11 protein-coding genes are annotated in these 15012 nt (G+C 47.4%); 7 read left to right on the top strand and 4 right to left on the bottom strand.

Going from position 1 to position 15012, the window contains the following annotated elements; translation table 11 throughout:
* Positions 1-297 precede the first annotated feature (297 nt).
* The 5 genes from DY231_RS17075 to DY231_RS25245 all read left to right on the top strand — a co-directional run bounded on the left by DY231_RS17075 (position 298) and on the right by DY231_RS25245 (position 3219).
* Positions 298-1332: an aldo/keto reductase gene (locus DY231_RS17075; RefSeq protein ID WP_115630215.1), complete on the top strand. Its 1035-nt coding sequence runs from the start codon at positions 298-300 to the stop codon at positions 1330-1332.
* Positions 1333-1472: 140 nt separating this feature from the next.
* On the top strand, positions 1473-1796 hold the full coding sequence (locus DY231_RS17080) for an antibiotic biosynthesis monooxygenase family protein (protein WP_034493946.1): 324 nt from the start codon (positions 1473-1475) through the stop codon (positions 1794-1796).
* Positions 1789-2181, top strand: a complete 393-nt coding sequence (locus DY231_RS17085) for an amino acid-binding protein (RefSeq protein ID WP_115630217.1) — start codon at positions 1789-1791, stop codon at positions 2179-2181. The genes DY231_RS17080 and DY231_RS17085 overlap by 8 nt, the downstream gene beginning before the upstream one ends.
* Complete coding sequence (locus DY231_RS17090) at positions 2178-2888, top strand: ArsR/SmtB family transcription factor (protein WP_115630219.1); 711 nt, start codon at positions 2178-2180, stop codon at positions 2886-2888. The genes DY231_RS17085 and DY231_RS17090 overlap by 4 nt, the downstream gene beginning before the upstream one ends.
* A 181-nt stretch (positions 2889-3069) precedes the next feature.
* On the top strand, positions 3070-3219 hold the full coding sequence (locus DY231_RS25245) for a hypothetical protein (RefSeq protein WP_172588704.1): 150 nt from the start codon (positions 3070-3072) through the stop codon (positions 3217-3219).
* A gap of 45 nt (positions 3220-3264) precedes the next feature.
* Here the strand turns inward: DY231_RS25245 and DY231_RS17095 are convergent, their stop codons facing one another.
* Complete coding sequence (locus DY231_RS17095) at positions 3265-4095, bottom strand: alpha/beta fold hydrolase (RefSeq protein ID WP_034493942.1); 831 nt, start codon at positions 4093-4095, stop codon at positions 3265-3267.
* Between the two features lie 289 nt (positions 4096-4384).
* Between DY231_RS17095 and DY231_RS17100 the strand changes: the two genes are divergently transcribed.
* Positions 4385-5761, top strand: a complete 1377-nt coding sequence (locus DY231_RS17100; protein WP_115630221.1) for a GntP family permease — start codon at positions 4385-4387, stop codon at positions 5759-5761.
* 156 nt (positions 5762-5917) lie between these two features.
* Positions 5918-6328 (top strand): nucleoside diphosphate kinase regulator, encoded by a 411-nt coding sequence (rnk, locus tag DY231_RS17105; protein WP_115630223.1) that lies wholly within the window; start codon positions 5918-5920, stop codon positions 6326-6328.
* Between the two features lie 53 nt (positions 6329-6381).
* Here rnk and DY231_RS17110 read toward each other — a convergent pair whose 3' ends face one another.
* The 3 genes from DY231_RS17110 to DY231_RS17120 form a co-directional block, all read right to left on the bottom strand.
* Positions 6382-11949, bottom strand: coding sequence for a DUF3320 domain-containing protein (locus tag DY231_RS17110; RefSeq protein WP_115630225.1), 5568 nt, complete (start codon positions 11947-11949; stop codon positions 6382-6384).
* Positions 11950-12296: 347 nt separating this feature from the next.
* On the bottom strand, positions 12297-13313 hold the full coding sequence (gene malI, locus DY231_RS17115; RefSeq protein ID WP_115630227.1) for a Mal regulon transcriptional regulator MalI: 1017 nt from the start codon (positions 13311-13313) through the stop codon (positions 12297-12299).
* Between the two features lie 86 nt (positions 13314-13399).
* A complete protein-coding gene (locus DY231_RS17120) occupies positions 13400-14899 on the bottom strand; it encodes a PTS transporter subunit EIIC (protein ID WP_115630229.1) in 1500 nt (499 codons plus the stop codon).
* Positions 14900-15012 lie beyond the last annotated feature (113 nt).

The raw sequence follows: 15012 nt of genomic DNA on the forward strand, positions 1-15012 counted from the left end.
CTTATCCACCCTACAAAACCCGTTCTTTCACGTTTTCGTAGGTCAGGATCTTCCTACTTCTGACCCGCTCCGGCAACCCCCGTAAGACATATGGGGGAAATGGTGAGTTGCAACCTATGCACTACACTCTAGTGAAATTAAAAATCTCCTCTGCATTCCCTCTTTTCGATAGTTTTCAGCTGATGGCTACAGTTTTCACGGACGTTGAGTCTACTTCTGAAGTTACCGCGGTCTGACTAGTCGGCGGTTCTCTCATATACAGATATGTCCACGAAACAACCTTTACGAGGTGAAGCCATGCGTTACCGCATCTTTGGAAATACAGGTCTTAGAGTCTCAACCCTCGCCCTCGGCACGGGTAATTTCGGCAACGGTTGGGGTTATGGCGCTGACAAAGAAGAAGCCCGTAATATCTACACCCGCTACCGTGAAGCCGGTGGCAACTTTATTGATACGGCTGACCAATATCAGTTTGGTCAATCAGAAACGATGCTCAGCGATTTCATCGCTACCGAACGCAATGACATTGTGCTGGCGACCAAATTTTCCCTCGGCGACTCGCCTGAAGCGGGCCTTCAACGCTCCGGTAATAGCCGCAAGTCCATGGTGAATTCCCTTGAGGCAAGTCTCAAACGCTTAAAGACGGATCACATCGATTTACTTTGGGTGCATATGCCTGATGGAGTCACACCTGTCGATCAAATCGCACGAGCCCTCGATGACCTAATTCGTTCAGGTAAAATTCTCTACGCCGGGCTTTCTGATTTCCCGGCATGGCGTGTGGCAACCGCCGCCACCGTGGCTGAACTTCGCGGCTGGTCTTCTGTATCCGCGGTGCAGTTGGAATACAGTCTGGTGGAACGCTCGGCAGAACGCGAGCTGTTGCCTATGGCGGAGGCTTTTAACCTGGGCGTGGTGAGCTGGTCACCTTTAGGCGGCGGTTTGCTTACCGGCAAATATCGCAAAGGTGAATCCGGACGTGCACAAGGTCTGGGCGCGGTCATTCATGATGAGAGCAATCAAATAAAAACTGCCACGGTGGATGCAGTACTGGCGATTGCTGATGAAACGGGATATCCCCCTGGGCAAATCGCCATCGCGTGGGTGCTCGCGAAGGGAACGCTACCGATTATTGGCCCACGGACAGCGGAACAACTTGCGGATAATCTCGCATCGGTAAATGTTCAACTGACGGGGGAACAACTATCACGCCTGGACGCCGCAAGCGCAATTTCGCTTGGTTTCCCGCATGACATGGTCGCGGCTTCTGCCCCGTCGCTGGGCGGTGGAAAGCATGAGCTGATTGATACAGCCATTCGAACCGTCCGTTAATTTCACGCAGGAATAAACGCCATGTATTTAAGTTACCGCCTGCGGGTTCAGACGGTAACGCATTCATATTTCGGTGTCTGCCGAAGCATCTCACTTTTATCGGTAATAACCTGGCTGAACTTTGACACAGGAGAGAGCCAATGATTGCCGTACTTTTTGAAGCAGACACCCAACCTCAGACGCAGGAACGATATCTTCAGCTTGCCGCTGAACTGAAGCCCTTGCTGGCAGACATTCCCGGATTTATTTCTATTGAACGATTCCAGAGCATCAGCACGCCTGGAAAAATTCTTTCGCTTTCATGGTGGGAAAACGAGGATGCGGTACTCCAGTGGAAATGCAATGCCATGCATCGAGCGGCGCAGCAGGAAGGCAAGCAGTCGATTTTTTCGTTTTACAGAATACGCATTGCCAACGTAGTCAGAGATTACTCGTCTGAAAAGGGAGAGCAGGCGCATGTTTGATATTCACGTCATCCTCACCAACTCCTGCGGTTCACTCGCCTCGCTCGGCAAATTGCTGGGTATGAATGGCGTCGGTCTTGAGGGCGGCGGTGTTTTCTCTGTGCCCGACGCAAGCCATGCTCATTTTCTGGTGGAAGACGGCGAGAAAGCCCGTAAAGTTCTGACCGAAGCCGGTTTCGACGTTCGGAATGTGTGTCGCCCACTGATAAGAAAATTACTTCAGGAGAGACCTGGGGAACTGGGGGAAATAGCGGCGGCCATTGCTCAATGTGGCATAAACATTCTGGTACAGTATAGCGATCACAATAATCGGCTTATTCTCCTTACCGATGATAATACCCGTGCCGCAGAGGCAACACGTAAATGGGAAATACCGACTCAATGAGTCTTCTGAAAACTGAAGTTGACGACAACCTGGCTGATTCACTTGAAAAATCCATGTCGCTGGTGGCTTCCGCAATATCTGACCCCTCGCGGGTCAGTATTTTGTGCGCGCTGATGGATGGACGGGCGTGGACGGCGACCGAACTGAGCGCGGTAGCTGAGATTGCCGCGTCGACTGCCAGCGGGCATCTGACCCGACTTCTCAACAGTGGGCTGATTATCTGCCTGACACAGGGCCGCCATCGCTATTACAGCCTTGCGGGGCAACATATTGCCGGGCTGCTGGAAAACCTGATGGGGGTTTCCATGCACCCACGCATTTCTCCTACGCCCCGCACGCCGGTAAACATGCGTTATGCACGTACCTGCTATGACCATCTGGCGGGAGAATTGGCGGTGAAAATTTACGACTTCATGCTGCGGGAAAAATGGCTTGAGGCGGATGGCAACGCGCTGACGCCAGAGGGAAAATCTCAGCTCCAGAATCTCGGGGCAGTGCTCGATCCACATCCACGCCGCAAGGCCTGCTGCCCGTGCCTGGACTGGAGCGAAAGACGTTTCCATCTGGGAGGAGAAGCAGGTTCAGCATTAATGACGCTTCTTTTACACAAAGGCTGGATAACACGCACGCCGGGATATCGTGAAGTGAATATTACCGGTAGCGGCGAGATTGCCATGAAGAAATTGTTCAGCCTGAATCTGCCTTAGCCGCTCTTTTTAAATCGCGCTTATACCTAAAAACTGCTTCTACTCAAAAATACTCCCATTATTGAGGCCACCGCACTGGCGGCCGACAGTCCCAACAAACACTGAACACAAAAAACAATCAGTTCACTATTAGTTCCGGGTTTGCAGACCTATGCTGGGTCTATCCAATACGGAGGTGCTTATGAACACAACAAAACGTTATTTAATGCAGCTAAAAGCTCAGTTCGAACGCGAAGGCCAGGCACATAAATTGTTAGGCTTGATTTGGCTTTCACCACAGCAACGTTATGAAATTTTGAAAGAAATTATGTTGCCGGTCGCGGCGAAATGAAAATAACTGAACGGCGGGTAAAACTGATTTACCCGCCGTATGAGGCTAGCCTTTCAGAAACTCCAGCAAATCCGCATTGACCCGGTCTTTCTCCGTGGTGCAAATACCATGCGAACCACCTTCATAAACCTTGAAGATTGAGTCTGGCAATGTCGCCGCCGTAACTTTGCCGCAGGTTTCAAACGGCACTATCTGATCGTCATCGCCATGAATCACCAGCGTCGGGATGGTCATCTTCTTTAAATCTTCGCGCAGGTCGGTTTCAGAAAACGCTTTGATGCAGTCGTAAAGCGCTTTAATCCCGCCCTGCATGCCTTGTTCAACAAAACTCTCCCTCACCCCTTCCGAGATTTCCGCCCCTGAACGGTTGTAACCATAAAACGGCAGCGTCAGCTCTTTGAAGAAATCTGCGCGGTTGGCACGCACGCCTTCGCGAATACCATCAAATACGTCAATGGGCACACCATTGGGATTGAAATCGGTTTTCACCATAATCGGCGGAACGGCACTGATCAAAACCGCTTTCGCCACGCGACTCGTACCGTGACGCCCAATGTAACGAGCAACTTCGCCGCCGCCAGTTGAATGCCCGACATGAATCGCATCTTTCAAATTTAAGTGCGCCGTCAGTTCGGCCAGGTCGTCAGCATATTGATCCATATGATTACCGTCCCAGGTTTGCGACGAGCGACCATGCCCGCGCCGGTCATGAGCGATGACCCGAAATCCTTTCTGCCCAAGGAAAAACATCTGATCTTCAAACGCATCCGCCGTTAATGGCCAGCCGTGGCTGAATACTACCGGTTGCCCTTCTCCCCAATCCTTAAAATAAAGAGAACTGCCGTCCTTTAACTTGAGTTTGTCGAAATGGCTCATGATATCTCCTGTTCAGGTGATGGTCGTACGATGTGCCCAATTGAAAGGTGCATATACAGCGTAATTCAATTTTCTCACCAGGCAGGTTTATTTACGGTCAGCAATTGTTCTCCTGAGGCTTGTGAGGGTTTATTTCGATAGTTTGACCTTGCTCCCAAAATGTTAATAAACATGAGGTGGTCCATTCCCGACAGCGTCATGTTACCGATATCATGTTACCGGTATCAGCAATCTGGTGAATTATGCTTAAAGCCTTTTTCACTTATAAAGTCGGCGCAGAGGAAAACATATGACCGAACTTACAACCCATTACGGTGCAGGAACCCTGCTAGGGATCGCAGCCTGTGCAGTCCTACTCCTGCTTATTCTCATCATGCGCTTCAAGGTGCATGCCTTCTTAGCATTAACGCTGGTGAGCGTTGTCGTTGCCCTGGTCACTGGCGTGCCATTCGACAAAATTGTCCCGACTATTTTGGGCGGTTTTGGTAGCACGCTGGCGGGCGTTGCACTGCTGGTTGGCCTCGGCGCGATGATTGGCCGTCTGCTGGAAATTTCCGGCGGCGCAAAAGTGCTGGCTGACACGCTGGTCGGTAAATTTGGTTCGCACCGCGCTCCGTTGGCGCTCGGCGTGGCTTCATTGCTGTTTGGCTTCCCGATCTTCTTCGATGCGGGTCTGGTCGTTATGCTGCCGATTATCTTCAGCGTGGCAAAACAGTTTGGTGGTTCCACGCTTAAATATGCGCTGCCTGCTGCGGGTGCGTTTGCCGTCATGCACGCCTTGCTGCCACCGCATCCGGGTCCGGTTGCTGCCAGTGAATTACTGGGTGCAAACATCGGCCTGTTGGTGATTGTTGGTCTGGTGATCGCACTCCCAACCTGGTACCTCGGTGCTTACCTGTTTGGCCTGTATGCGGGTAAAAAATTCGAAGTACCTTTGCCTTCTTCTTTCCTCGGAAGCGTGGAAGCCGATCCTAACCACCAGCCGCCAGCGTTTGGTACCGTTTTATCCATCCTGATGCTGCCACTGGTTCTGATCTTCCTCGATACCGGCCTGAACACCGCGACCGTGCTCGGTTGGGTAACTGCCGATAACATCGTGGTTCAGTTCCTGCGTATGTTAGGTAAAACTCCTATCGCCTTGCTGATTACCGTGTTCTTCGCGCTGGCAGTCTTTAGCGGCCGCCATAGCCGTCAGCATCTGGAAAAAGTGTGTGATGGCGCGCTTGGCCCAATCTGCGGCATCATTCTGGTGACTGGCGCGGGTGGTATGTTCGGTGGCGTTCTGCGTGCAAGCGGCATTGGTGATGCGCTGGCAGGTATTTTGTCTGATACCGGTATGCCGGTGATTGTTGCCGCGTTCGTTATCTCTACCGCTCTGCGTGTGGCGCAAGGTTCAGCAACGGTTGCGCTGACCACCACTGCGGCACTGATTTCCCCGATGGTCGCAGCAACTCCAGGCCTTAGCCAGTTCGACCTGTGCTTTATCGTGGTGGCGATTGCCGGTGGTGCAACCGTGTTGTCTCACGTGAACGACTCCGGTTTCTGGCTGGTCGGCCGTTTCCTTGAAATGGACGAGAAAACCACGCTGAAGACCTGGACCGTGATGGAAACGCTTATCGGGACTATCGCCTTCCTGTTCGCTTTGGTCGGCAGCATTATTCTGTAAACGGTAGTTTGTGACTGATGTCACTTTAAACTATGGGCTAAGCTAAGTATCATCACTACAGACCAAACCCTCACTCTTACCGGTGAGGGTTTTCTTTTGTAAGGTCCTCATCAGGCACATGACTGCCTGCTATTTACACGGAGAGAAACGAGAATTATGTCCAGACCAGCCATTATCATTAATGAACTCGATGCCGAGCATATTGACCGTTTGCTGGAGAATCCACAATTTGCCAACCAGCCGGTAGCAGCAGCGCTGAACGCAGAACTGGACAGAGCTGAAATGCGTAAGCCTGAAGATATTCCGGCTGATGTGGTGACGATGAATAGCCGCGTGAAATTCCGCGATTTGTCCTCGAAAGAAGAGCATGTGCGCACGCTGGTTTACCCGGCAAACCTGAAGGACAGCGATAACCAGCTTTCAGTGATGGCACCAGTGGGTGCGGCACTGTTGGGTTTGCGTGTGGGCGCGACAATTAACTGGACGTTACCGAACGGTAACCAGACACATCTGGAAGTGCTTGAGCTGCAATATCAGCCAGAAGCTGCGGGCGAATATCACCGTTAATGAAAATAAGGGCTTAATTTTCATTAAGCCCTTAAACACATCAAAACAGTAAGTTACTCAGTCGTAGATATTAATTTATTTTCCACAACCATTGCTTCATCCCGCAATAGAAGACTGTTTTCGATAAGGCCCTCAAGAATATCTAATATTGCTTTACGCAATACACTACTGGTCGATTTAAAACCTAGCATTCTCGAAATTGATACAACAATCTCATCATCAGTAGCCCCCAAATTATTCTTAACTACCTGGACCACTCCGATGGCAATTTCTTTTGGAGGAAGCATTTCAATCTTTCGCAGCCCTAAAGACTCGACATTCTGGCGGTTTCGAAGAGCAATTATCGATTTCTGGTGAATTAAAAACTGACCGTCTCTGATAATATCCCCTTTTTTACACACAAGATTGGCCGCTCGGTCGACTACAGACTCAATCCTGGTACCTGTCCTCTGTAATCCCCAAGCGGTTCTAATTCTCGTAACAACTTCACTGAAGTGCACCGGTGACTCAATTTCAATTATTTGTTCAACTAATTCGGTCAGGATCCCTAAAGGTGTTTCATGCAGTTCATAATTTAGGTGTGCGACTGGTTTAGCTTCAACGTAATCCTGCGAAGCAGTAGCAATAACATCGGCATCAACCAGTCCAATTTCAACGACGGGACCTCGATCGACCGTTATAATATCGACTGGAACTGCGCGGGAACGATTTTGAGTTCTTTCTGATCGTTCTGACAATTCACGTTTTGCAGATTCAATTGCCTGCAATGTTCGCTGCAATTGTTCCGCTGGCCGTTGGAACCAATCAGTGCTCCAGATCCTATGAATAATCCATCCATGATCTTCGAGGACGGCCTGGCGTAAGCGATCGCGTTCTCGTGCAGAACGGGAGGAATGGTAAGCTCGTCCATCGCATTCGATACCCAGCAAATATCGACCCGGCATTTCAGGATCGGCAATCCCCAGGTCAATAAAGAATCCAGCAATACCAACCTGCGGATGAACCTGGAAACCAGCTTTTTGGATAGCGTCAGCTACTTGTTCTTCAAAGATGCTGTCCATTTCTCTTTCTGTACGCTGAGCTAAGGAAATTTTGCCGGTTCGGGCATATTGCAAAAAGAGTTTGAACGCAATTACCCCTTTGCCCTTTGCTCTTTCCAAATCAATATCTTCGTCAGTAATTGAAGCGAATACCTCACAACGTCGTTTCGCACGGCTAATCAAAACATTGAGTCTTCGCTCCCCGCCCTCTGAGCCGAGGGGACCGAACCGCATAGCCATATATCCCTGAGGATTCCTGGCGTATCCTACTGATATCATAATAACATCACGCTCATCACCTTGAACGTTCTCAAGGTTTTTTACAAAGAATGGCTCACTAAGATGGGCGTTAAAAAACTCTTCTAAATCTGGATTCAGTCGGCGCAAAAGTTCGAGTTCATCCTGAATCACTTTACGTTGAGAAACTGAAAATGTAGCCACACCTAAAGACTGCTCTGGGTATTTACGGGCATGTTCCATGATTGCCAAAGCAACTTGTTTGGCCTCTACAGCGTTTATGCCTTTTCCTGTTTCAAAAATACCATCTACAACCGGACGAAATTGCAGTCCCATCCCTGCTTCCTGCGTGTAAGGACTCGGCACAATAAAAAGTTTATTCTCATAAAATTGAGTATTTGATACGGCTATCAAAGATTCGTGCCTACTGCGGTAATGCCATCTTAACATTCGCTGCGGTAACCCACGGGCAACAAATAACCCAAGAATACTTTCAATATCTGAGACTTGAGCAATATCATCCTCATCATCGTTTACGGACTCAGTCATTTTGGCAAAGAAGCGTGTTGGTGGAAGTTGGCGTTCATCACCTACAACGACAACTTGTTTACAACGTGCTATTGCACCGATTGCATCTACTGGTTGTATTTGACTAGCTTCATCCATAACTAAAAGGTCAAACTTTTGTTTTCCGGGGATTAGGAATTGAGCGACAGATAATGGACTCATCATCATTACAGGTTTTAGTGCCTGAATAGCAGATCCTGCCTTCAACATTAATTGTCGAATAGGCATGTGACCTCTTTTCTTAACCATCTCAGCACGCAGAATCCCTACAGGACCGAATCCAGCATTTTTAGATGGGATTTGTCTATGATGGGTTCGTACTACTTCAAGGCTTGCAGCCTTGATTCGCTTGAGATCTAATTCAGCAAAGCCTGCAACCTGGCGAGAATGTAGCTCACCATCAAAACGAGCTAACTCAGGCTCTTTAGATACCATCGTTTTTAGTAATGACTCAAAATACGACCGCTCTACTGATGAGATACATGAATCTAAACTAAGTTTCCCATTTGCCAGGCTTTCAACAACGTCACCCAATCCAAATTTATGCGCCAGAGAAATACGATGCCTATAGGCAACCCACTTGGAAAGCTGCTCCGAATGAGATATCCAAGTTTGTAACTTCTCTTCCAGACATTTTAAAGATATCTGGGCAACGGTTGTCACTCCAAATAATGTCTCAGGCTCAGAGCAAAATTCATTTGCTATCTGAGTGATTTGATTTGATATTTGCTCACCAGAATCCACAGCATCTTTTGCTGATTGAAGTACTGCATTGCAATCCGTTATTTTCGCAGCCACAAAACGCAAATCTGAATGCTTTTCAATCCAGTCAAATGCATGACAAAGTATCTGCAAATCGGAATGCTGTGCTTTCCAATCGGTGCCAAATGCATGCTCACCAACTTGACTTTCAGAATTGATCTGTGCAGCACGTTGCTGAAGCTCAATAATCTTCATGATCATCTGGCTTCGCTCGTCGATGCGTGAAGAAGGATTAAGCAAAACTTTTCGCGATATTACATCGATCCAATTTAACTTTTGGACACGCTGTTCAATGAAAATTAGCGAGACACGTGAGATAGAGAGCTGATTTGAAAAATACTCTTCGGGCGAGTGTCCAAAGGAATACCAAAGAACATCCAATTCTGTTCGAACTTGTTGTAGTAAATTGTTTAATTGTTGAGTTCTGAGCTTAATACCTTCCCTGTCAGCAAGGCGACCGGCCAATTGCCGAGCCTCGGCTCCAACTCCACGTAATGTTCTCATCCATTCAACTAATGCCATTAAAGATGAACTATTACTTTTTTCTCCTCGCCAATCAGTGCCGAAGGCTGAACTACCAAATTCATTATTTTCTTTAATAGTTTTCTTCGCTACCTGGCCGCGGATTAGTTCATCTAACAACTGTATTTGTTGTTCAATTGGCAATGCTGAATTTTTGAGGAGAGAACCGACTAATGCTTTTGCCTTCCGCCAATCAGAATTGAAAAAGCGGAAGATCCCTGTATGGCTAGCAAGAGTATTTCTGGTCGCTAGTAAGTCCATTCCCCATGATGACTCGTTTATCTGATTTTCAATTGCGCTATATATGGAAGTGAATGTTGATATTGAATCTACTAGCTCTGCCGCTTTTTCTACGCCGTGATCCCATACAGAAGCAATAAAGGCATCTGGGCAGGCATCCGGGGCTTCCGCAACTCTTTCACCTAATGCAACAAGCCTCTCTATTTCCTGAATAGTACTAAATCCCTCGTGAGTACCGAGTTCTTCATGCAGGCGCATCGCGTCTTGAGAAAGCTTCTGCAACGGATTAAGTAAGTTTCTAGATGCAGAAAACCCCTTTGAATCAAAGTCTTGAGGTAACTTAGCGAGTGCATCATCCAGCTCACCGAGTGGTGTTTCTATTTCACTTAAAACGATATACGACTCAACACTCTGATAAGCCTGTTGATACTCTCTAACATTATTAATAAGCTTTTTAACAGGAGCTAAATTTTCCTGCCAAATAGGAGAACTCAGTGCATCTGTGGAAATTTTAGGGGCATCTACTACAAATTCAGTAATTTCAACAAGACTTTCGAGATCGGATAATACAAGTGGCGGAGTAGTTGCTAGTTCACCAGCTAGATAAATAGTATCTGACTGTAGTTTTGTCACACTATTTTGCAAACCGCTTAATCGAGGAACTAGTCTTTCAACTTCTACTGGTAAAATTTCCTCAAGATTCACACCGTTCCATGGATGTTGGTCTGGTAAACCAATATCAGTGATCCTCTCAACGATCTCTTTAGCCAAATCAATCCTTTTGACAAAATCGTTTTGATTCCATTCTTCAAAATGATGCAGTTTTAAATCAGTGGGTGCCTGGCCTGCCTGACGCAAGCGTACAAGATGCCCCATGACTTGGTAAGGTGATAACTCTGAAGGATGATAAACTTTGTGAAGTCTTGTTGGGTGCTGATTTAGAGTGTCCCTTATAGCAGTTAAATTCTCTACAAGGACGTCAGGAAATTCACCTCTGGGTGATCCTAACTCCCAAACTCGTTTTAATTCATCAAGAAAACCACGTTTATTGGCTTTATTACTATGTAATTCCAGACATGCATCGCCTACACCAGCCTGATCTAAACGACGTTTTACTACTTCAAGTGCCGCTAATTTTTCAGCAACAAAAAGAACTGTCTTCCCATCAGCAATTGCTGAAGCAATCACGTTTGCTATTGTCTGAGACTTCCCCGTTCCCGGAGGACCTTGAATCACAAGGCTTTTACCTTTACGAACATCATGTATAGCTAATGTTTGGGATGTATCGCTATCCATGATATGCAGCATATCACGCGGTGGAATTAACGAATCTATTGGTGCATCATCCGGGAACATTTCATCTCTACAATCAAAACCATTAACCATAAGAGATTGGATAATTGGTTGATCAGTTATGCGTTCGTTCTCAGGCCAGTTTGCAGGATCAAGGTCGCGATACATTAGAAATTTTGAGAAGGAGAAAAAACCAAGAGTGATATCATTCTCCAATACTTCCCAATCTTTTTTTATAACAATAGAGTCGGCAACTTGGGACATATAACTAGAGATATCAAAATCATCATCCATATTCATTTCAGGTAAAATAATTTCATGTACCCGCTCTAAATAAGTTTCCAATGATAAATTTGGAATTATATCGTCTTGCCTAATTGTTAGTTTAAATCTTTCTCTGGCTGTGCCACGTTCGAGATTTACAGGCAACAAAACTATCGGTGCATACCGAAGATTTTCTTTATTGTTAGGATCGATCCATTTGAGAGAACCCAGAGTTAGGAACAAAATGTTTACACCCTGATCTTCCTCAAGAGTCCTTGAGTCATGGTACAGATCGAGCAACCGCTTCTGTAAGCCCTTTGACGTTAGGCGAGTCTGGAATTTTGTATCTTGATGTTCAGCTTTTAGTTCAGAATTATCGTAGTTGACGTCAAAATCATATGTCTGTTCATCCGACTCTTCATTACTGCCTTCAGCATCGTTATCGTCAATCACTTCACCTTTTTTTCCTGCTCGGCCAGGAAGAAAAGTAAACGCTCGTCCTTCTTTCACCAGCAACCGATAGATTTCATCAGAACGCTCGTCCACGATCTCAAGTTGCTTAGCTGTTTTAGTCCGTGGAATATTGAGAAGTTTGTTACGTGCTGTTAGGTCAAGAAGTTCTGTACGTGCTCGGTCAAGCTTTTGTTCTAACGATAAGCTGCCATTTTGAAAAGGTGAACTTTCATTATCAGACATATACATAGATTCCAGTACGTTGTTTTAGTGGATGACAAAATCATCCCCACTCGGTGTAGTGAGTGGACATTTGAAGTGTTTTTTTATGATTTATCTATCTTACTCCTTCTCCTTACCCAAGGAAAATTAGAATACATATCATTAATTGACATCTAGTTTATAAAGAATTTCATATAGGTTTTAAATTTGACTTAACAAAAACTTTTATTACATGAATGCAACATGACTCACATTTTTGTATCCAACAACATCTTTTTCTGAATAAGCAGTGAAAGGCATTATCATATAACCCCCTCGCTACCTTATGCTAAACGATGCTTTGGAGGATGTGTTTTTTGCTCATTTAGTTAAGCCGATTCCCGCTGAACCAACTCCCCGGAAATAATAATCTTCTGCGACGGCAACGTCGGCTCTTTAATCTTGTTCACAATCAACGTTGCGGCTTGTCTTCCCGCTTCTTCACTGGATGCCGAAACATAGGTAAACCGCGGCGAGGTGAGATTAATGTTCATCATGTCTTCAAAACCAATCAGCGAAACCTGCTGCGTTAAAAACACGTCTTTACCGACGGTACGCCCAACCTGCGCAATCCCATTCAGGCAGCCAATTATGGCCGAGGGGGAATGGCAAAGCATGGCGGTGATTTTGCTGTTTTTCTCAAGCAACTGGCGCGTTAAACGGGCCGCCGCTTCCGTATCATTTTCACAAACTGGCGACCACTCTTCACGGAACGGTAAATCATACTGCGCCAGCGCGTTGCGATAACCGAGCAAGCGTTCCTCGCGCATGAGATTTGCCGCCGTACCGCCCAGGTAAGCGATATTGCGGTGGCCGCGATCGATCAGATAGCGCGTCGCCTGGTTCCCGGCCTGGCGATTGTCCCGCCCAATCACGTCACGATGGCTGCTCACCGTGGACTCCGCGATAATCACCGTCGGCAACGAGCATTCAGAAATAAGTGACGGAATCGAGGCTAAACGGTGGTTGGCATCCAGGTAAATCACCCCAGCCACACCTTGTTGCGTAAACGACGTTAAGCATTGCTGTAGCTGTTGCGTGTCATCCTGCGGATGGCCGAGAAACACCATATAACCTTGTTTTTCAAGGTAGTGAACTACACTTGCCATCACATTAACGCAGAAAGAATCGTTAAAATCACGGATGATCAGGCCGATGAGATTGGAGGTGCTGGAACGCAGATTCGCCGCCGCGACATTATGGACATAGCCAAGTTGTTTAATCGCAGCATTGACCTTTTCGATGGTCGCCTCGGAGATCTTCCCTTTTTGGCGCAGCACTAAAGAAACGGTGGAGACAGAAACTCCAGCCAGTTGTGCCACATCAATAATATTGACCTTTTTCATCCCGTTCCTTTGCACCAAATATCCTTGTTATCAATACCATAAAGCCGCCGATAAACATATCGGCGGCTTGAAGGATGACGGGGAAATTATTTGCCAATCATTGTGGACATCGTCTGTGCGATAAACTGCGCTCGAGCACCAAATATCACCTGAATCCCCGAATCACCGACAAACACCACGCCACGCGCACCAAGACTATTCAGGCCGTCTTTATCGACGCGCTCGCTTTTTTCCACTTCCAGACGCAGACGCGTGATGCAAGAACCGACGGAGTTAATATTCTCCGCGCCACCCAGCAGGCCGATAATATCCCCCGCCAGTTCGGTGTCCGTTTTATCATTCGCGTTAGCGGTAACATCCGCACGGCCCGGCGTTTTCACGTCGAAACGGCGAATCACGTAGCGGAATGTGAAGTAGTAAATCAACGCCATTGGGATGCCGACAATCACCGCCGACAGGAAGTTAGTCTGATAACCGTTGAACGAAGGCAAAATACCAAAGGAGATGTAGTCAATCATCCCTGCGGAGAACGACTTGGCGATATGCGCATGCAGCAAATACATACACATATAAGACAACCCGGCCATAATCGCGTTAAACACGTACAGAATTGGCGCAACGAAGATAAAGGTAAATTCTACCGGTTCGGTGATGCCGGTCAGGAAACAGGTCAGCGCCGCAGAGAACAAAATACCGGAGGCTATTTTCTTATTTTTGGTGTTCGCTTCGTGGTACATCGCCAGACATGCCGCCGGCAGCGCGAACAACATCAACGGGAACTCGCCTTGCATGAATTTACCGGCGTTGTGGTAGCTGTCGCTGCTAAAGGATTTCACACCCTCTTCCAACATTTTGAACCAGATTGTCTGATCGCCGTGAATGACCTGGCCCGCGTTTGTGGTGTATTCGCCAAACGAATACCAGAATGACGGATACCAGATATGATGCAGGCCCAGCGGGATCAGCGCGCGTTCAACCAGCCCAAAGATAAACGTGGAAAGTGCCTGATTGTCTCCGTTGACAATTACTGACAGCGAATCAATCCCCGACTGAATGTATGACCAGACCCACGGCAGCGCCATACCCAGCAGGAACGACAGGAATGCGGTCGCGATAGCCACAAAGCGCTTACCCGAGAAGAAGCCGAGGAATTCAGGCAACTGCATGGTGTGGAATTTGTTGTAACACCACGCCGCCAGAATGCCGGAAATCAGGCCGCCAAATACCCCCATCTGCAAAGTCGGAATACCGACCACCATGGCGTATTTTCCGCCCGCCGCCGCCATTTCCGGCGTGATGTGCAAAACAGTGCCGATGGTAACGTTAATGATAAACACCGAGACCGCCGCAGACAGCGCGGCAATACCTGATTCCGCCGCCAGGCCGACCGCAGAACCAATGGCAAACAGCATCGGCAGGTTGTCGAAAATCACCCCGCCCGCGTTCATCATTAACGGTAAATGGAATTTATCGCCAAAGGCCAGCAACAGACCCGCAGCCGGTAACAATGAGATAGGCAACATTAATGCGCGGCCTATCATCGACAACTTAGATAACGATTTTGTAATACTGGATAACAAACTCATAGACAATCCCCCGGTGTTGACGCCGCTATCGCGCTTTCTGAATTTACGCGTTTTTATGCTAGGTAGAACGTTCTAGTAGAACGTTCTACCTATACTGGCGAAACGTTTTTTGT

The organism is Buttiauxella agrestis (assembly GCF_900446255.1).
GTDB classification, from domain to species: Bacteria; Pseudomonadota; Gammaproteobacteria; order Enterobacterales; family Enterobacteriaceae; genus Buttiauxella; species Buttiauxella agrestis.